Annotated in this window: 17 protein-coding genes; 1 reads left to right on the top strand and 16 read right to left on the bottom strand. The window is 71.6% G+C overall.

What is annotated here, in order from left to right; genetic code table 11:
* Nucleotides 1-56 precede the first annotated feature (56 nt).
* The 16 genes from DK427_RS21110 to DK427_RS21035 all read right to left on the bottom strand — a co-directional run bounded on the left by DK427_RS21110 (nucleotide 57) and on the right by DK427_RS21035 (nucleotide 16,970).
* Entirely contained in the window at nucleotides 57-257 is a 201-nt protein-coding gene (locus DK427_RS21110; protein WP_109953086.1) for a hypothetical protein, read from the bottom strand.
* Nucleotide 258: 1 nt separating this feature from the next.
* Entirely contained in the window at nucleotides 259-1,974 is a 1,716-nt protein-coding gene (gene kdpA / locus DK427_RS21105; RefSeq protein WP_109953085.1) for a potassium-transporting ATPase subunit KdpA, read from the bottom strand.
* A 24-nt stretch (nucleotides 1,975-1,998) separates the two neighbouring features.
* Entirely contained in the window at nucleotides 1,999-2,088 is a 90-nt protein-coding gene (locus DK427_RS21100) for a K(+)-transporting ATPase subunit F (RefSeq protein WP_109953084.1), read from the bottom strand.
* Between the two features lie 737 nt (nucleotides 2,089-2,825).
* Nucleotides 2,826-3,842 carry an ABC transporter substrate-binding protein gene (locus DK427_RS21095; RefSeq protein ID WP_109953083.1) on the bottom strand — a complete coding sequence of 339 codons (1,017 nt, stop codon included), beginning with the start codon at nucleotides 3,840-3,842 and terminating at the stop codon, nucleotides 2,826-2,828.
* Nucleotides 3,843-3,947: 105 nt separating this feature from the next.
* On the bottom strand, nucleotides 3,948-5,570 hold the full coding sequence (locus DK427_RS21090; protein ID WP_109953082.1) for a thiamine pyrophosphate-binding protein: 1,623 nt from the start codon (nucleotides 5,568-5,570) through the stop codon (nucleotides 3,948-3,950).
* A 12-nt stretch (nucleotides 5,571-5,582) separates the two neighbouring features.
* Entirely contained in the window at nucleotides 5,583-7,316 is a 1,734-nt protein-coding gene (locus tag DK427_RS21085) for an L-aspartate oxidase (protein ID WP_109953081.1), read from the bottom strand.
* Nucleotides 7,313-7,924, bottom strand: a complete 612-nt coding sequence (locus DK427_RS21080) for a fumarate hydratase C-terminal domain-containing protein (protein WP_109953080.1) — start codon at nucleotides 7,922-7,924, stop codon at nucleotides 7,313-7,315. Before DK427_RS21080 ends, DK427_RS21085 begins: the two co-directional genes overlap by 4 nt.
* Before the next feature lie 269 nt (nucleotides 7,925-8,193).
* Nucleotides 8,194-9,066, bottom strand: coding sequence for a fumarate hydratase (locus tag DK427_RS21075; protein ID WP_109953079.1), 873 nt, complete (start codon nucleotides 9,064-9,066; stop codon nucleotides 8,194-8,196).
* Nucleotides 9,067-9,109: 43 nt separating this feature from the next.
* Nucleotides 9,110-9,487, bottom strand: a complete 378-nt coding sequence (locus DK427_RS21070) for a succinate dehydrogenase, cytochrome b556 subunit (RefSeq protein ID WP_109954300.1) — start codon at nucleotides 9,485-9,487, stop codon at nucleotides 9,110-9,112.
* A gap of 274 nt (nucleotides 9,488-9,761) precedes the next feature.
* Entirely contained in the window at nucleotides 9,762-10,091 is a 330-nt protein-coding gene (locus DK427_RS21060; RefSeq protein ID WP_109953078.1) for a succinate dehydrogenase/fumarate reductase transmembrane subunit, read from the bottom strand.
* Nucleotides 10,088-10,843: a succinate dehydrogenase/fumarate reductase iron-sulfur subunit gene (locus DK427_RS21055; protein ID WP_109953077.1), complete on the bottom strand. Its 756-nt coding sequence runs from the start codon at nucleotides 10,841-10,843 to the stop codon at nucleotides 10,088-10,090. Before DK427_RS21055 ends, DK427_RS21060 begins: the two co-directional genes overlap by 4 nt.
* On the bottom strand, nucleotides 10,840-11,868 hold the full coding sequence (locus DK427_RS21050) for an ABC transporter substrate-binding protein (protein ID WP_109953076.1): 1,029 nt from the start codon (nucleotides 11,866-11,868) through the stop codon (nucleotides 10,840-10,842). The genes DK427_RS21055 and DK427_RS21050 overlap by 4 nt, the downstream gene beginning before the upstream one ends.
* A 345-nt stretch (nucleotides 11,869-12,213) precedes the next feature.
* A complete protein-coding gene (locus tag DK427_RS21045) occupies nucleotides 12,214-13,125 on the bottom strand; it encodes an ABC transporter permease (RefSeq protein WP_109953075.1) in 912 nt (303 codons plus the stop codon).
* On the bottom strand, nucleotides 13,118-13,888 hold the full coding sequence (locus tag DK427_RS21040; protein ID WP_109953074.1) for an ABC transporter ATP-binding protein: 771 nt from the start codon (nucleotides 13,886-13,888) through the stop codon (nucleotides 13,118-13,120). Before DK427_RS21040 ends, DK427_RS21045 begins: the two co-directional genes overlap by 8 nt.
* Nucleotides 13,889-14,107: 219 nt before the next feature.
* Nucleotides 14,108-14,440 (bottom strand): hypothetical protein, encoded by a 333-nt coding sequence (locus tag DK427_RS26515; RefSeq protein ID WP_162559869.1) that lies wholly within the window; start codon nucleotides 14,438-14,440, stop codon nucleotides 14,108-14,110.
* 157 nt (nucleotides 14,441-14,597) lie between these two features.
* Entirely contained in the window at nucleotides 14,598-16,970 is a 2,373-nt protein-coding gene (locus tag DK427_RS21035; RefSeq protein ID WP_204165210.1) for a type IA DNA topoisomerase, read from the bottom strand.
* Between the two features lie 261 nt (nucleotides 16,971-17,231).
* Between DK427_RS21035 and aqpZ the strand changes: the two genes are divergently transcribed.
* The gene (gene aqpZ / locus DK427_RS21030; RefSeq protein WP_109953073.1) at nucleotides 17,232-17,966 is read left to right on the top strand and encodes an aquaporin Z; all 735 of its coding nucleotides are present in this window, start codon (nucleotides 17,232-17,234) and stop codon (nucleotides 17,964-17,966) included.
* The last annotated feature ends 62 nt before the right edge of the window (nucleotides 17,967-18,028 follow it).

The following is an 18,028-nucleotide window of genomic DNA, read 5'->3' as shown; positions in this document are numbered from 1 at the left end:
GTTCGCTGTCCGGAGAGGGGCTGGGACGGTCCGGCGCGGCGCCGGACCTCGGCCGTTCAGGGGGCGGTCGCGCCGACGGTCAGGGCGAGGGCCGCCAGCAGGGCGAGGCCGCCCAGCAGCGCCACACCGAGGAGCGCCAGCACGAGGTCGGAGGTGCGCAGGGGCTTTGCCGCGGGACTGTCCGCGCGGTGGGATTGGGGCCGGTGCGGCATCAGGTGATGGCGCGGCAGGCGCCGGCTGGGCAGGGCGCGCGGCATCTCAGCCTCCCGCCGGAAACGTCTGGCCCACCGCGCCTGCAAGGTGCTCGACCACGGGGCCGAGCGCCAGCGAGGGGAAGAAGGTCAGGCCGCCGACGATCAGGATCACGCCGACGAGCAGCCCCACGAACAGGCCGCCATCGGTCGGGAAGGTGCCGGCCGAGGCCGGAACCGTCTTTTTGGCCGCGAGCGAGCCCGCGATGGCGAGGGCCGGCACGATGACGAAGAAGCGGCCGACCAGCATGCCGAGCGCCAGCAGGCTGTTGTAGAACAGCGTGTTGCCGGTGAGCCCGCCAAAGGCCGAGCCGTTATTGGCCGCCGCCGAGGTGAAGGCGTAGAGGATCTCCGAGAAGCCGTGTGGGCCGGCATTCGCGGGCCCCGCGAGACCCGCGGGCAGCACCGTGGCGAGGGCGGTGAGGCCCAGCATCATCAGCGGCAGGGAGAGGACGGCGAGCATGGCCATCTTCACCTCGCGCGCCTCGATCTTCTTTCCGAGATATTCGGGGGTGCGCCCGACCATCAAGCCGGCCACGAAGATCGCCACCACGACGAAGACCAGCATGCCGTAGAGGCCCGCGCCGACGCCGCCGACGATGATCTCGCCGAGCTGCATGTTGAGGAGCGGCACGAGGCCGCCGAGCGCCGTGAAGGAATCGTGCATGGCGTTGACCGCGCCGCAGGAGGCGGCCGTCGTCACCACCGCGAAGAGCGCCGAGGCGGCAATCCCGAAGCGGACCTCCTTGCCCTCCATGTTGCCGCCGGCGAGCCCGAGGCCGTTCAGCACGGAGCTGCCTGCCGCCTCGCTGGCGTAGGTGACCGCGACGCCGGCCAGGAACAGCACGCCCATGGCACTGAGGATCGCCCAGCCCTGGCGCTCGTCCCCCACCATGCGGCCGAAGACGTTGGTGAGCGCGGCGCCGAGCGCGAAGATCGAGACGATCTGCACGAGGTTCGAGAGTGCGGTGGGGTTCTCGAAGGGGTGGGCGGCGTTGGCGTTGAAGAAGCCGCCGCCGTTGGTGCCCAGCATCTTGATGGCGACCTGGCTCGCCACGGGCCCGACCGCGATGGTCTGCCGGGCGCCCTCCAGCGTCGTGGCCTCGACGTAGGCCGAGAGCGTCTGCGGCATGCCCTGAGAGACCAGGAACAGCGCGTAGACGAGGCAGAGCGGCAGCAGCACGTAGAGGGTGCAGCGGGTCATATCGACCCAGAACGAGCCGACCGTCCTGGCCGAGGCGCGGGCGAACCCGCGGATCAGCGCCACGGCCAGCGCGATGCCGGTGGCCGCCGAGAGGAAGTTCTGGTGCGTCAGCCCCAGCATCTGGCTGAGGTACGAGAGCGTGCTCTCGCCGCCGTAGTTCTGCCAGTTGGTGTTGGTGACGAAGCTCGCCGCGGTGTTGAAGGCGAGGTCGGGTGCCACCCCCGCCTGGTCCATCGGATTGAGCGGCAGCACGTCCTGCAGGCGCAGCACCGCGTAGAGCAGCAGGAAGCCGAGCAGATGGAAGGCGAGCATGGCGAGGCCGTAGTCGAGCCAAGTCTGCTCGTGGCGCGCGTCGATACCGGCCGCGCGGTAGAGCCCGCGCTCGATGGGGCCGAGCACGGGGGAGAGGAGGGTGCGCTCGCCGGTGAAGACGCGGGTCATGTAGGCCCCGAGCGGCTTCACGAGCGCCAGGACGACCGCGCAGAACAGCGCGATCTGGATCCAGCCGTTGAGTGTCATGGAGGTCGGTCCGTGCTCGGCCGCTCAGAACCGCTCGGGGCGGACAAGGGCGACGGTGAGGTAGACGAGGAGCCCGGCCGTCACGAGGGCGCCGAGGGCGAGATCGAGGGGCATGGCGCGTGCCTCAGAGGCGTTCGCAGAGGGCAACGTAGCCGGCGGCGAGGCCGAAGAAGGCGAGGCCCGCGGCGATGAAGGAGATGTCGAGCATGGTGCGTCCGTATCCGTTCGGCCGGCGGGCGCGGACGCGCCGCGACCGACCTGGGCCGAGCCCGAATGTGGACGGGAACTGCGTTAGGGTTCGAGAGGGAGAGGAAGGCGATCTTATAAGGATCGCATTAGGATCCGCCCGATCGCGGACTGGCCGCGTTCCGCGTCCTTGGCCTCCGGGCCTCCCGCAGCGCATGGCATGCCACTGAGGCACCGCGAAGCATCCCTCGGGGACAGGCCGCGCGCCAGCGGGTCCGGTCCAGCCGGATCACGCCCGTGGCCCTCACGCTACTCTGGCGTCCACGCGACCACCGCCGGTGCCCTGCTTGCCATGCCGGCGCCGCTTAGGCGCGCCGCTTCGGCTGAGCGTCGGCACGCCAGACGACCCGACCTTGCCTTCGCATTCGCCAAAGCCGGCGTGTCCTTCGCGGGGTTTGTGCCGGCGATGTTGCTCGATCCGGTGAGCCGGGCGTGGCGCTGAGCCTGTTCCTCGGCGGCGAGCTCGGCGGCAGTCCGCTTCGCCCCATCGTCCTTGCACTGCTCGCCGCGATCGCGTGGACCACCACCCCAGGACTCGCGTTGCCGGGAGTGCTGGGTGCGACGGGATCCCCAGGCATCCGGCCCCACCCGCGACCCGAGCCGCCTCAGCTCCCCTCTCGCCCGTGCACGCTCGGGAAGAACAGGTCCTTCCAGCTCTCCGGCCGTCGGCGGATGGTGCCCGTGCGGTGCATGAAGTCGGCAACCTTAGCGATTGCCCGGGGCGTCGCGGTGAAGCGCACCTGCGGGTCGTTCAGGATCTCGGTGATCAACCCGACATCGCTCGCGTCGCGAGCGAGGCGCACGTAGGCGCGCGCCGCCTCCGCCTTGTCGGCCTCGATCGCCGCCAGCGCCGCGTCGAGCGCCGCCGCGAAGGCCGCGCAGACCTGTGGGTTGGCCGCCGCGAAGGCCGAGGAAGCCCAGACCACGTTGAAGGTCGATGGCTCGCCCAGAACGTCGAAGCTGTTGAGCACCGTGCGGATGCCGGGCCGGCGCAGCTCCAGTTCCTGGATCGGCGCGGCAGTGAAATGGGCGGTGATCTCGTTGCCGGCGAGGAGCGCCGCCATCCCGTCCGGGTGCGAGAGCGTGACGGTGAGACGGTCGAGCGCGTTGCGCCGGTCGGGGCCGAGCTCCTTCTCGGCCGCCATCTGCAGGAACATCGCCTGGACCGAGACCTTCACGGCGGGCAGCGCGATCTTGTCCCGGTCGGTGAAGTCACTGAGCGCGCGCACCCGGGGATTGTTGGTATTCATCAGGAGCGGCATGCTGTTCATCGCCGCCACGCCCTTCACCGCCATCGCGGTGCCCTCGGTCTTCGACCAGAGCAGCACCAGAGGCGGCACCCCACCGGCCGCGAACTGGATCTGCCCGGAGAGCAGCGCGTCGTTCATCGCGGCCCCGCCGGCCAGCGTCAGGTAGCGCGCCTCCAGCCCGGCCAGGCCGCGGGCGGCAGCCGCCTTCTGGAGCAGGCCCTGCTCCTCCATCAGCATCAGGGGCAGGTGGCCGAGGCTCGGCTGGCGGGCGATCGCCACCGCGCCGACCTCCGCGCGGGCCGGCGCGAGCCCTGCCCCAACCCCCGCCCCGAGCATCCCCGCGGCACCCGCCAGAACGTCGCGTCTGCGCATCGTCACCCTCCTGAAGCGTTCTCCGCCGAAGCGGACGCCGGTTCGGCGCAAGAGAGCGCGGCGAAACACGGACTTGCACGCGCCAGGGCGCGGCGCCGTCCGTCCTCAGCCCGGACGCCGGATGGCGGGGGCCGGCACGCTCTCGATCATCACGTTGAGGCAAGCGGGCAGGCCGCTGGCATGTGCCGCCTCCAGCGCCGCCGGCAGCTCGGCGGCCTCGGTCACCAGCGCGCCAAAGCCGCCGAGCGCCTGCACCACCGCGTCGTAGCGCGTCGGCAGCAGGTCGCAGTGGCGCGTCCGCTCCGGGCCGTAGCTGCGCAGCTGGATCTGGTGCTCGGCGTTCCAGCGGGCGTCGTTGCCGACCACCGCCACGAAGGGGATGCCGTAGCGCACGGCCGTGTCGAACTCGGCCATGTGGAAGCCGAATGTGCCGTCGCCCATCACCGCCACCACAGGCGCCTCGGGCCGGGTGAGCTTCGTGGCGATCGCGAAGGGAATCGAGGCGCCGATCGTGCCCGACACGCCGTTGATCAGGCGCCGGCCGGACCGCACCAGGGCTTGAGGCCACTGGCCGATCTCGCCACCGTCGCAGATCAGCGTGGCGTCGGGATAGCCGGCGAGGAAGCCGTCGACCGCCCGGCACAGCTCCACCGGGTGCAGGCGCCCGCTCCCGCGCAGATCCGCCCAGGCGGGTGGCCGGTAGGTGATGGCCGCGCGCGCCTCCCGGTGCCAGTCCGCGTGGCGGGGGAGGGCGGTGCCCCGCGCGCCGAGCGCCGCGAGGAGCGACCGCGGATCGGCGGCGCCCGAGACAGCCAGGCGCTCGGCCGGCGCGCGCGCGAGGAGTGCCGGATCGGGATCGACCAGGGCGAACCGGCAGTCCGGCGCCACGGCCGGCGCCCCCCCGAAGCGCAGGGTGAAGTCGAGGGGTTTTCCGAGCAGCACGAGGAGGTCGGCCCGCGCCAGGACCTCCGCGAAGGCGCCGAGCGCCGGGTCGTTGACGCCGCGCGGGCTCTCCATGCCGAGGACGGGCAGGCCGAGCCGTTCCTCCAGACCGGCCATCGCCTCCCGGCCGGCCGCGTCGCAGAGCGCCGGGCCGCAGAGGAGGAGCGGCCGATCGGCCGCGGCGATCGCCGCGAGGAGGTCCTCGACGAGATCCGGCGCGGGCCCGCTCGCGCGGGGCGCGGCCGCCGCGGGGCCCGGGATCCGCACCGTGGCGGCGGGGATCGCCCGCTCCAGGAGATCGACCGGCAGGCTGACATGGACCGGGCCCGGCCGGCCCTCGCGGGCGATCCGGAAGGCGCGGGCGAGGTCGGCGCCGAGCCCGGCGATCGAAGTCGCGGTCCACGAGGCCTTGGTCGTCGGGCGGGCGATCTCGGCCTGCGCGAGTTCCTGGAAGGCGCCGCGCCCGATCTCCGCGACGCCCGCATGGCCCGAGAGCAGCAGCACGGGCGATTCCGCGGCGAGCGCCGTGAAGAGGGCCGCCGCGCCGTTGGTGTGGCCCTGTCCGCCGGTGACCAGCGCCACGCCGACCTCGCCGGTGAGCCGGCCCCAGGCATCCGCCATGTGGACGCAGGCCGCCTCGTGGCGCGCGTGGACCACCGCGATGCCGGTCTCCAGCAGCGCGTCGAAGACCGGCATGATGTGGTTGCCCGACAGCGTGAAGATCCGTGTGACGCCGAGCGCCTCCAGGGTCCAGGCGACGATGTCGGCGCCGCGCAAGGTCTCCATGGGTCCTCTCCCTCAGGCCGCCGCGTCGAGAAGCGAGCCACCCGGCCGCACATGGGTGAAGGCGACCGGCTCCATCCCGATCGCGAAGGTGTCTTCCTGCCGCCGCACCACCGTGTAGGCGGAGGTGGCGAGATCCGAGGTCTCGGGATGGTCCTCGCGGAAATGCGCGCCGCGGCTGTCGGTGCGGGCGAGGGCGGCCCGCGCGATCGCCTGCGAGACCAGCACGAGGTTTTCCAGGTTCAGCCGGTCCATCCAGGTCAGCGCGTAGCGGCGGTCGCCGTCCGGTGCGCCCGCGCGGGCGACCGCCTGGCTGAGGCCGTCGAGCGCGCCGAGCGCGCGGGTGAGACCGCCTTCGTCCCGAAGGATGCCGACATCGCTCCACATCGTCTCGTAGAGGGCCTCGCGGATCGCCGGGAGTTCGTCCGCCGGCCGGCCGAGCGGCCCGTAGGCGCGAGCGAGCCCGGCCTCGACCGCGGCCAGATCCGGATCGGCGAGCGAGCCCCCGCGCGAGACCGCGCGTGCCATAGACTGGCCGGCGAGCCCGCCGAACACGGTGGAGTTCGCCACCCCGTTCCCGCCGAGGCGGTTCGCCCCATGGACGCCGCCGGTATCCTCGCCCGCCGCGTAGAGGCGCGGCAGCGCCGTGGTGCAATCCACCGCGAACTGAATCCCGCCCATCATGTAGTGGGCGGTCGGGATCACCTCGACGCGACCGCCCGCGAGGTCGAAGCCGCAATCGGCGCAGCGCTCGACCATGCCCTTGAAGCGGCGGCGCACGTCGTCGGGGCCGAGATGGCTCATCTGGATGTGCACGCCCCCGCTCTGTGTGGCGTAGCCGTCGCGGATGCGCCGGATGATCGAGCGGCTGACGATGTCGCGCGTCGCCCGCTCGCCCCGCGGATCGTAGGCCTCCATGAAGCGCGCGCCGGTCGAATCGAGGAGCCAGCCGCCGGCCCCGCGCAGGCCCTCCTCCAGCACCGTGCCGGTCATGCGGGTGCCCGCGCCCGCGAGCAGACCCGTGGGATGGAACTGCACCATCTCCATGTCGCGCAAGGGCAGGCCTGCCCGCAGCGCCATGGCGAGCCCGTCGCAGGACTTGTCGCCCGACGGCGTGTGGTACTTGTACATGGTCGGCCCGCCGCCGGTGGCGAGCAGCACGGCCTTGGCCCGCACCAGCTTCGGCTCGCCGGTGCGCATGTCGAGCATCAGGATGCCGCTGAGCCCCGAGCCGTCGCGGGCCGGGATCAGCTCCAGCGCCCGGTGGTCCTCCAGGCGGTTGACGTCGCGGCGCCAGACCTGCTCGGAGAGCCGGTTGATGATCTCGATGCCGGTGAGGTCCCCCTTGTGCACCGTGCGGTCGAAGGTCTGGCCGGCGAACGCCTTCTGGTGGACGCTGCCGTCCGGGTTGCGATCGAAGAAGCAGCCGAGCTCCGTCTCCAGCTCGCGGATGCGCACCTGCGCCTCGGTGACGAGCGTCCAGGCGAGCGCCTGATCGTTCAGCCACTTGCCGCCCTCGACCGTGTCCATGAAGTGGCGCTCGGTCGAGTCGCCCGGCGCCAGGGCCACGTTGTAGCCGCCCTGGACCATGCGGGTGCAGCCGCACTTGCCGAGTAGCCCCTTCACCGCGACCGTGACGTCGAGTTCGGGCACGGTCTTCTTGGCGTGGAGCGCCGCGAACAGGCCGGCCCCGCCGGAGCCGAGGATCAGGATGTCGGTCTCGACCTGCTGGACCTGGGCCGGGTTCATCGCGCGTCCTCCAGGCTGGCCAGCACGGCGTCGCGGCGGCTCGCCACGTCCCGCTGGACCTCGGCGAAGAGCGAGCCGCCGTGCGAATCCATGCCGACGAGGAGCGGGCCGAAATCGCGGATCGCGAAGCGCCACAGGCTCTCGGGATGGAGGTCGTCCATGTCGACGTCCTCGATCCGCTCGATCCAGGTCGTCTCCAGCGCCGCAGCCCCCCCGACGATGGCGAGGTAGGCGCCGCCCCGCTCACTGAACGCCTTCAGCGTCGCCGGCCCCATGCCGCCCTTGCCGACGATCAGGCGCACCCCCTCGCGCGCCATCAGGGCGTCGGTGAAGCGCTCCATGCGCATGGAGGTGGTGGTGCCGATGCAGAAGGGCGCGTAGCCGACCGGCGCCTCGGGGGAGGGGGCGACGCGGTGGACGTTGGGCGCGGTGTGGATCACCGCGTGGCCTGCGAGGTCGAGCCGGGTGCGACGGCCCCGGTCGAACATGTGGATCAGCGTGGCGTCGCGGATGCCGAACAGCCAGCGCCGCAGGGTCACGGTGTCGCCGATCCGCAAGCGCCGGATCTCGGCCTCGCCGGCCGGCATGTCGAGGACGTGGTGGGCCACGGGGGTCTCCTCAGGTGCAATGCGATGCGGGGCCGAATCCCGGCGGCCGGATTCTCTGACGCTCCGGGCGGCCGCGCCGCCCTCCCTCCCCCCTCTGCGGGGGAGGGTGGCCCCTGCGTCAGCAGGGGTCGGGAGAGGGGACCCCAGCGAACGGAGGGGGCGCAGCCTTCATGCCGGGCTCAGTCCCCTTCTGCAGCGTCGCCCCCCTCTCCCGACCCCCTTCGGGGGCCACCCTCCCCCGCAAAGGGGGGAGGGAGAGCCGCGGTGTTTCAGTCGAATGCAATGCCCCCCGGCGTGATCGTCGCGCGGGCGCGGCGGGCCGAGTGGCACTGGATGTTCACCGCGACCGGGTTCTGGGTGATGTGCGTGGCGGCGAGTTCCACATGGACCGCGAAGCTGGTGGAGCGCCCGCCCAGCCCCTGCGGGCCGATGCCGAGCTCGTTCACCGCCCGCGACAGCTCCTCTTCGATCCGCGCGCCTTCCGGGTCGGCGCAGACCGAGCGCAGGGGGCGGGTCGCCGCGACCTTGGCGAGGTGCATGCAGAGGTCGGAGGTGCCCCCGAGCCCGACGCCCACGATGGTCGGCGGACAGACCCGGCCGCCCAGCTCGATCACCCGGTCGATCACGAAGCGCTTGGCCGCGCCGATCCCGTCGGAGGGCAGGAGCATCTGCAGGAAGGAGCCGTTCTCAGAGCCCGAGCCCTTCGGGATCATCTCGACCGCGACGGTCTCCGGAGTCTCGTTGAAGTCGACGTGGATGATCGGCACGCGGATGCCGCAGGAGGTCTGCTCGTTCTTCCGGGTGATCGGATGGACCACCGAGGAGCGCAGGGAGAACTCCTTCGTCGCGCGCTCGCAGCCGCGCCGGATCGCGGCCTTCAGCTCGGCCCCGTCGAAGACGACGTCGCGGCCGATGCGGATGTTGTAGATCGGGATTCCGGTGTCTTGGCAGAGGATGTTCTTCGTGCGCTCGGCGACCGCGACGTTCTCCACCATCGTGTCGAGTATGGCGCGGCCGGTCGCGCTGGTCTCGGCCTTCTGCAGGTCCGAGAATCCCGCCTTGATGTCGGGCGGCAGGATCTTCAGGGCCCGGACGTAGAGGTCGCGGCAGACCTCCTCGAATTCGCGGATGTCGAGATCCATGGCGGGTGCTCCGGGGTGTCCGGGGAGGGAGATCGGCGGGGCGTCAGGCCCCGCTGAGGAGAAAGAGGAGGCCGACCGCGAAGGCGGTCGCGAGGCAGCCGGAGACGACCACGGCGGTGCGCTCGCGGTAGCTCAGCCACTCGATCGCCAGCACGCGCAGGCCCAGCGCCATGTGGACGGCCAGCGCGCAGACGAGACCCCACTCGGCCACGCGCACGAAGCCGTTATGGGTGAGCCCGAGGAAGCTCTCGAGCCGGTCGGCGCCCTGCAGCGCGGTGCCGAGCGCGATGAAGTGCATCGGCAGGAACAGCGCCAGCGCGATGCCAGAGAGCCGGTGGATCAGCGCGGCGGCGAAGCCGGGGCGGCGATGGGGGGCGTGCGTGATGCCGGGAGCGATGGCGGATCGTGCGGTGGTTCTCATGCAAGACCTCCCCGACTCGAGCCGGAACCGCTCCCCTCTCCCCCCTCTCCCCGCGCGCGGGAAGAGGCCTGCCCGCACCTTGTCGGGCAGGCAGGAAGCGCAGGCGAAGCCGGAGCGACGGTGAGGGGGCGGTGTCGCAGGAGTCTTCCCCGGTGAAGCCCCCTCACCCCCGGCTGCCGCCTCGCTCCGGCGGCGACGAGGTCGCCGGAGTCCTCTCCCCGCGAGCGGGGAGAGGGGATCCGAACCGGCAATCGGTGCGTGTCGGCGAGCGCGCTCATGCCCAGTACACCGCGAGCGCCGCCCGCAGGCCAAGCCCGGCGAGCAGCGCCGAGAGAGCCAGCATGGCGAGGTCGAGGGAGCGGCCGCGCCAGCCGGTCCACTCACGCAGCACGCTGCGCAGGCCGATCGGTGCGTGGATCGCGGCCGCCAGCACGAAGACCACGTAGAACACGAGGAAGCCGAGATTGCCCTGCGTGCGTCCCAGGATCTCGCCCGCGGTCAGGCCGCCGCGCACGGCGTAGAGGATCGTGCCGAGATGGACCGCGACGGTCAGCGCCAGGATCGCGGCGGTGCCGCGCTGGGCGAGGTAGAGGAGCGGGCTCATCCCCGCCTCCAGAAGCGGCGGAGCGCCGCCTTGCCGGTCTCGCGCTTCAGCCCGGCAATGGCGAAGGTGGGGCTGAGCGCCTTCGGGCAGTGCTCGGTGCAGCTCATGTGGCTGTGGCAGGAATGGCAGCCGGCATCGCCCGCCACCGCGTCGAGCCGCGCCGTCTGGCCCCGGTCGCGCACGTCGTTGACGAGCGTCCATGCGCGGTTGAGGGCCGCCGGGCCCAGATAGTCGGGGTTCCAGGTGACGAGATCGCAGGCCGCGTAGCAGACGCCGCAATTGATGCACTCGATTCCGGCATCCGCCTCGCGGCGCTCAGCGGAATCGGGCAGCACCGCCGCGAAGTCGTCGGGCGGATTCTCGCCCGGCTCGAAATAGCCGTGGGCGCGGCGCCACTTCTCGAAGAAGGGCTCCATATCGACGGCAAGGTCCTTGACCACCGGCAGGTTGCGCAGGGGCTCCAGCAGCAGCTCGCCCTCCGGTGCGACGGCGGCGACCCGGGTGCGGCAGGTCCAGCGCGGGCGTCCGTTCACCGTCATGCCGCAGGAGCCGCACATGCCGACCCGGCAGGCGAAGCGGTAGGCGAGCGTCGGATCCTGCTCGCGCTGGATCTCGGTGACGACGTCGAGCACCGTCTGGTTGGCGCGGCGCGGCACCGCGTAATCCTGCACGCCGTCCCCGCGGCGCACGCGCACCCGCAGCGCCTCGGTCGCGCCCGCGGCCACGGCGGCGTGATCGACGGGCGCCGTCACCGCGCGGCCTCCTTCGGAGCACTGGGCTTCGCGCCCTCGGGAGCGGGAAAGAACAGCTCGCTCTCGGCGCCCGCCTTGGCGGAGACCAGACCGGCACGGTTCATGTAGGCGAGGTAGGCGAGCATGCGCTTGGGCGCCGTCGTCCACTCGTTCTGCGGTCCGCGGATGATGGCGACGGCCTCCTCCCGCGACAGCTTCGAGCCCTCCGCCTTGATCCAGAGATCGGCGGCCTTGCCCGGATCGTCGCGGATCAGCTTCAGGCTGTCCTCCAGCGCGGCCAGGAAGGCCTCGGTCACCTTGGGGTTCGCCGTGACGAAGCGGCTCGAGGCCCAGACGAGGTTGAAGGTGTGGGGCCCGCCCATCACGTCGTAGCTGTCGAGCACCTTGCGGGCGCGCGGATCCTTCAGCTCCAGCTCTTGGAAGGGTGGCGAGCCGAAATGCGCGGTGATCTCGGAGCGCCCGCCCATCATCGCGGTCTGCGCGTCGGGATGGCCCATCGAGACGGTGAGCGGGTCGAGCCTGCCCTGCTGGCCGGCGCCGAAGGCCTGCTCGGCGGCCATCTGCAGGGTGATCGCCTGGATCGAGGTCTTGGCGGTGGGCAGCGCGATCTTGTCCTTCGGTCCGAAGTCCTTGATCGACTTCACGTCCGGATTGACCGTGACCAGCCAGAGCGGCATCGCGTTCAGCGCCGCCACGCCCTTGACCTTGATGTTGCCCTGCGTGCGGCCCCAGATCGTCAGGAACGGCCCGACGCCGCCGGCCGCCAGATCGAGGTTTCCGGACAGCAGCGCCTCGTTCATCCCCGAGCCGCCGGTGAAGCGCAGCCACTCGGCCTTCAGGTCGAGGCCGCGGGCCTTGGCCTGCTTCTCCAGCAGACCCTCCTCCTCCATCAGCGTCAGCGGCAGGTAGGAGATGCCGAACTGCTTGGCGAGCCGGACGGTCGAGACCTCGGCCCGGGCGGCGCCGAGCGCCCCGAACAGGACCGCGACCGTGCCGACGAGCCGGACGATGCTCCGTGCCGTCATGGGGTTTCCTCACCTGTTCTGTGCGCCGATCTGTGCGACCCGTCGGCGTCGATCCGAGAATACGCCCGGGTCCGGACGTGTCAACATTCATGTGTCTTATATATGTTTGCCGCGGACAGGCCCTGGCCGGATGGTGTCCGCGACTGCGGGATCGCCGCGGGCGGAGCGGCGGTCCGCGCTGAGATGGCTCGGGTATGACGCCGGCAAGGCCGTGGTCGCGGGCTGGATGTGCCGACCCGTCCGGCCCGGAGCGCGTCGGGCGGACGCCCGGTTTCAGCCTTGCGCCGGATGCGATCGTTCGGGGCTCGGGACCGGGCGCCGGGCAGACCGGCGCCCGGCGCGACCTCAGGCCTGCATGCCCCAGCGCTGGATGGTGTGGCGCTCGATCGTCTGGAAGATCAGGTTCTCGACCACGAGACCGATCAGGATCACGGTGAGGAGGCCCGCGAACACGTTCGGGATATCGAGCATGTTCTTGTTCTCGAAGATGAACCACCCGAGGCCGCCCGATCCCGAGGACACGCCGAAGACGAGCTCCGCCGCGATCAGCGTGCGCCACGCGAAGGCCCAGCCGACCTTCAGGCCGGTCAGGATCGACGGGAAGGCCGCCGGGATCAGGATCTTGCGGATCAGCCCCGCGCCGCCGAGCCCGTAATTGCGCCCCACCATCTTCAGGGTCCGGCTGACCGAGAGGAAGCCCGAATGGGTATTCAACGCGATCGCCCAGGTGACCGAGTGTACCAGCACGAAGACGAGGCTGCCGTTGCCGAGCCCGAACCAGATCAGCGCCAGCGGCAGGAGCGCGATGGCCGGGAGCGGGTTGAGCATCGAGGTCATGGTCTCGAGGAAGTCGGTGCCGATCCGCGAGGCGATGGCGATGCCGGTCAGCACGGTCGCCAGCACGATGCCGATGCCGTAGCCGACGAGCAGGATCTTCACCGAGCCCCAAGCCCTGAGCGGCAGCGTGCCGTCCGCGACGCCGCGGAAGAAGGCCCCGAGCGTCGCCGTGAAGGTCGGGAACAGCAGGTCGTTGTCGAGGTAGCGCCCGTAGGCCTCCCAGATCAGGGCGAGCACCGCCAGGATCAGGAGCTTGCGCAGCCAGCCCTGGTTGTAGAGCAGCTCCAGCGTCGAGAGCGGCTTCTCGACCACCGTGCCGCCCGGGGGGCCGGCACGGTCGCGCACGATCTCGGGGCGGGCGGATGCGGATCGGGCGGCAGGCACGGAGGGGGCATCCACCAGGGCGTTCGCGCTAGACATTCTCCGCCTCCTTGATCTCCTCGGCGAACAGCATCTGCTGGATGCGGCCCTCCAGGCGCGCCTGTTCGGCGGGCGTTCCGGCGCTGTTCAGCTCGGCCTTCACCTCGCCGGGATGGGGCGAGAGCAGCAGGATGCGCGAGCCGATCTTGATCGCCTCGGGGATCGAGTGGGTGACGAACAGGACGGTGAAGCGGGTCTCCTCCCACAGCATCAGCAGTTCGTCCTGCATCTTGCGACGGGTGAGCGCATCCAGAGCCGCGAAGGGCTCGTCCATCAGCAGGATGTCGGGCTCCATCGCCATGCCGCGTGCGATGGCGACGCGCTGCTTCATGCCACCCGACAGCATGTGCGGGTAGCTGTCGGCGAACTTCGTGAGGTTGACCTTGTCGATATAGGCCATCGCCCGCTCCTCGGCGGCCCGGCCCATGAGGCGGCCCGAGGCTTCGAGGGCGAAGACAACGTTCTGCTTCACCGTCTTCCAGGGCAGGAGCTGGTCGAACTCCTGGAAGACCATCATCCGGTCGGGACCGGGCCCGGTGACGGTGCGCCCTTTCAGGCGGATCTCGCCCTCGGTCGGGGGCATGTAGCCGCCCACCGCCTTCAGCAGGGTGGACTTGCCGCAGCCCGACGGTCCGAGCAGGACGAACCGGTCGCCCGGCAGCACGTCGAAGCTGACCCGGTAGGTGGCCGTAATCAAGTGATGCGGCGTCTTGTACTGCAGCGTGACGCCGTCGACTTCCAACAACGCTTCACTCAAGCCCATACGCTCCTCCCTGTGCCGCGGCTCGGGCCGCGATCTTTTGCGAGCTATGTCTTGTTCTGGCTTGCTCCCGATCCCTTCCCGCGCTGCGCCGGCCTTACGGCGCGTCCGCAGGCTATGCAGCACGACCGATGCAGGATGGCGTCTCTGCATCGGGCGCGCCGCACTTTGCCGCCAGCAAGCCCGCGCCTTCCATAGCAAGCCAGCAAGCGCCGGGCAAGATCATATATTATTTATAAGACCTGTCGCTGGCTGCGCTTCAGCCTGGGCTTCCTGCAGCAGGCCCACGCTCTCACAGTGTCTTTGCGGTGTCCTTGCGGTCTGGTGGCACCCGTTCCCTTGGTCGCGCTCGGCACCGTGGCTGATCGCTGCGGGCCAACCGCCGGACCGGCCCGGAAGCCCGGGTGGGCATGACGCGAAGGCGTCGATGAGGCAGATCTTGAGAGGGCCTGCGCGTTGCCGCCGCAGCAGCGACTTGTCCTCGTGGCCGAAGTCGACGGGCAGGTCGGCGCGATCGTAGCGGCTCCCGGCATCGCCCTCGACGAAGCGCGGCACGGCGCCTTTCGCTTCCCGCCGGCGATAGCCGCCCGGACGTTCTAGCCGCGAAGCGAATGCTCAATACCGTATCTGTACAGGCGGATCGGACGATCTCAGGGCGCTGCCCTGAGAACCCGCTCAAGGGCTTCAAAGACCCTTGAGGATTCCCCCGTGTTCAGGCCTGCCGGCGGGCCGCGGCCGGCTTCCTGCGCGGCGCGGGCGAGCGGCCGCGGGACGGCACGGCGCCCTTCCGGGCCGGGCGCGCCGTGTCGGCCCGCGCCGCGTGCGTGTCGAGGAAGCTGCGGCAAGCGTCGAAGTGCGCCTCCACCTCGAGCGGGCAGGCGATTCCCTTGGCCTCGGCGAGGTTGCGGGCGTAGCGCAGCATCGCGGCGCTCGGCGGGCGAACGCCGTCCGGCCCGCGCCCCTCCGGCTCTCCCTCGGATCGTGTCCTCGGCCCGGCCTGCGCGTCGAGGAAGCCGCGGCACACCCGCAGGCTGCTCTTGCAGCCGCGCGGCAGCGCCACGCCCTTGCGCTCCGCCAGCGAGACCGCGAACGCCACCATGGCGGGCGTCGGCGCCCGGTCGTAGCGACCGGACGGGCCGCCCGGCGGGATCAGGCTCGGGTCGAGGTCGATCGTCGGAGCGCCCGCGATCGCCGCGATCAGCGCATCGAGCCGCGCCCGGGTGCGGCGGCGAAAATCCTCGGCCCGGCGCTCCGCCTCGGCACGGGTCGCGGCCCGGCCGATCTCGGCAAGCTCCGCCTCGAACACCGCCCGCCCGACCGGGTCGCCGTAGGCCGGGAACACCGCCCGGACCGCACCGATGAAGGCGAGCCCGACTTCCGTGACCGAGACCGCCGGGTCCTTGCCGGTGCCCAACGTCACGTAGCGGCTCTTCAGGAGCTTCGGCAGGATCGTGTCCCGAGTCGCGGCCGTGCCGAGACCCTTCGGCTCGTTCGGGTTGACGGGGTTCTCCAGGGCGCGCTTCACCGCCGGGTCCTCGACCTGATCGACGAGGCGGCCCATCACCACGGGCAGCTCGCCGCGGGTGATGCGGCGGGGCGGCTCGGTCACGGCGGTGGCGATCTCGGCGCCCGTGGCCGACGCCCCTTCGCCGTCGCGCACCGGCGGTAGGCGGGCCGCGCTCGCCTCCTCCTCGCGCCGGGCCTTGCCGGGCACCAAGTCGGCCTCGGTCTCGGCCTCGGCCCCGTAGACCGCGCGCCAGCCCGGCACCCGCACCACGGTCCCGGAGACTGCGAAGCGCTTCGGCCCCAGAGGCGTGGCGACCTCGGCCGCGATGCCGGTGCGCGCGTCGATCCCATCGGCCATGTGGGCGGCGAGATAGGCCTTGGCGACGAGTTCCCAGAGCCGGGCCTGATCGGCCGTGAGCCGTCCGCGCTCGGGCACCTTGCGCAGCGGCACGATGGCGTGGTGCTCGCCCGGATCCTTGACGTAGGGGCCGCTCTTGCCCCGCCGGATCACCGGCTTCGCCTCCGGCGGAAAGAGCGGGCGGAGTTCCGTGAGAACCCCCGTGACCGCCGCGATGATCGCGGGCGCGTCGCCGGCCTGCCCCTCGGGCAGCAGCTCGGACTCGGTGCGCGGGTAGCTGAGATAGCCCTGGTCGTAGAGGTCTTGCGCAAGCTTGGCCGTCGCTTGCGGGTCCCAGCCGAAGCGCTTGGCGCAGCGCCGGGCGAGCGTGTCCTTCGAGAACAGGCGCGGGGGCGCCCGGCGCACGTCCCGCTGCTCGACCGCGAGCGGCCCGGACCATCCGGCGGCGGCCGCCCGGATCGTCTCGGCAATCTCCGGATCGAGGATGCGGTCCTTCGGCGCGTGCCAGAGGGTGAGCGCGTGCCCGTCCGCGGTGTCGAGCTGCAGCGCGACCTTGAAGAAGTCCTGCGGCACGAAGGCCCGGATGCGCTCCTCGAGATCCGCCAGGATCGCGAGCGTCGGCGTCTGAACGCCGCCGAAGCGCCAGGGCTCGCGGAAGGCCGCCGGGCGCAGGCGCAGCGAGATGGCCCGCGTGCCGTTGAGGCCGAGATGGTAATCCTCGTACTGGCGGCAGAGCGCCTCCAGATAGGCGGCGTAGTCGCGCTCGCCGGAATCGGGCTCGGCGGCCAGCCCCGCGAAGGCGCGCCGGATCGAGACGTCGTCGAGCGCGCCGAGCTTCAAGCGATCGACCCGCCCGCGCCAGCCGAGATGCTCCAGCACCTCCCAGGCGATCATTGAGCCCTCGCGGCCGGGATCGGTCGCGATGATCACCCGTTCGACGCCCCCGAGCGCCGCCCGGATGGCGGCGAGCTTGCCCGCGTGCGACTGGCCGGAGCGGTTCCGCCCGCAAGCGACGGGGATCGTGTCGAGCACGATCGGCAGCGCGTCGAAGCGCCAAGGCTTCCAGTCCGGCCGCACGTCGCCGGGCTCCTCCGCAGCGAGGAGATGGCCCTCCGCGGCGACGCAGACGGTGTTCGGCGAGCGGAAGAAGCGCTTCAGCTCGCGCATCGCCGAGGGCTTCTCGAAGAAGAACAGCGTGCGGCCGGTGCTCGGGGCGGGCATGGCTCGGACCGGTGGGGCGCGGGCGGGATTTTGTTCGCGTTGTGTTCCAGTATGCGCCCGAACCGGCGCCGATGGCAAGGGCGAACCTGGCCGGATTGCCACCCGCCGCGGACGACCGAGCCGCGGGTGGGCAATTCCGGATTAGCGCGCGGTTCCGGCCTTTCCTCGCTCGCACCCGCTCGACATTCTCGGGCCGCGCGCCGGGGCACCGGCGCCGGGGGGATCCCGGACGGCCGACCCATCCTGAACCCAGGAGCCCCCATGGACATCCGCAAGTGCACGGCCGAGGCCATCGGCACCTTCTGGCTCACCTTCGCGGGCTGCGGCAGCGCGGTCATCGCCGCCGCCTTCCCGGAGGTCGGGATCGGCCTCCTCGGAGTCGCGCTCGCCTTCGGCCTCAGCGTGGTCACCATGGCCTACGCGATCGGGCACATCTCGGGCTGCCACCTCAACCCGGCGGTCACCTGCGGCCTCGCGGCGGGCGGGCGCTTCCCGGCCCGCGACATCCTGCCCTACGTGGTCGCGCAGCTCGTGGGCGCCGTCGTGGCGGCCGGTCTGCTCTACGCCATCGCGAGCGGCGCGCCCGGCTTCGACCTCGCCAAGGGCTTCGCGGCCAACGGCTACGGCGCGCACTCGCCGGGCGGGTACGACCTCACCGCCTGCCTCACGGCCGAGATCGTGCTGACTGCGCTCTTCCTGTTCATCATCATGGGCGCGACGCACGGCCGGGCGCCGGTCGGCTTCGCGCCGCTGGCGATCGGCCTCATGCTGACGCTCGTGCACCTCGTGGGCATCCCGATCACCAACCTGTCGGTCAACCCGGCGCGCAGCACCGGACCGGCCCTGATCGTCGGCGGCTGGGCGCTCGCCCAGCTCTGGCTGTTCTGGGCCGCGCCGCTCCTCGGCGGCGTGCTCGGCGGCATCCTCTACCGCTGGCTCAGCGAAGAGCCCGCCGCCCAGGTGACCGGGCTCACCCCGCCCAAGCCGGCGGCGTGATACCGTTTCCGGGCAGGCCCCCAGTGATCGCGGTCCCCTCTCTCCGCACGCGGGGAGAGGGA

The sequence above is a fragment of the Methylobacterium radiodurans genome, assembly GCF_003173735.1.
GTDB lineage: Bacteria > Pseudomonadota > Alphaproteobacteria > Rhizobiales > Beijerinckiaceae > Methylobacterium > Methylobacterium radiodurans.
This window is presented reverse-complemented; position numbering and strand designations above follow the sequence as displayed.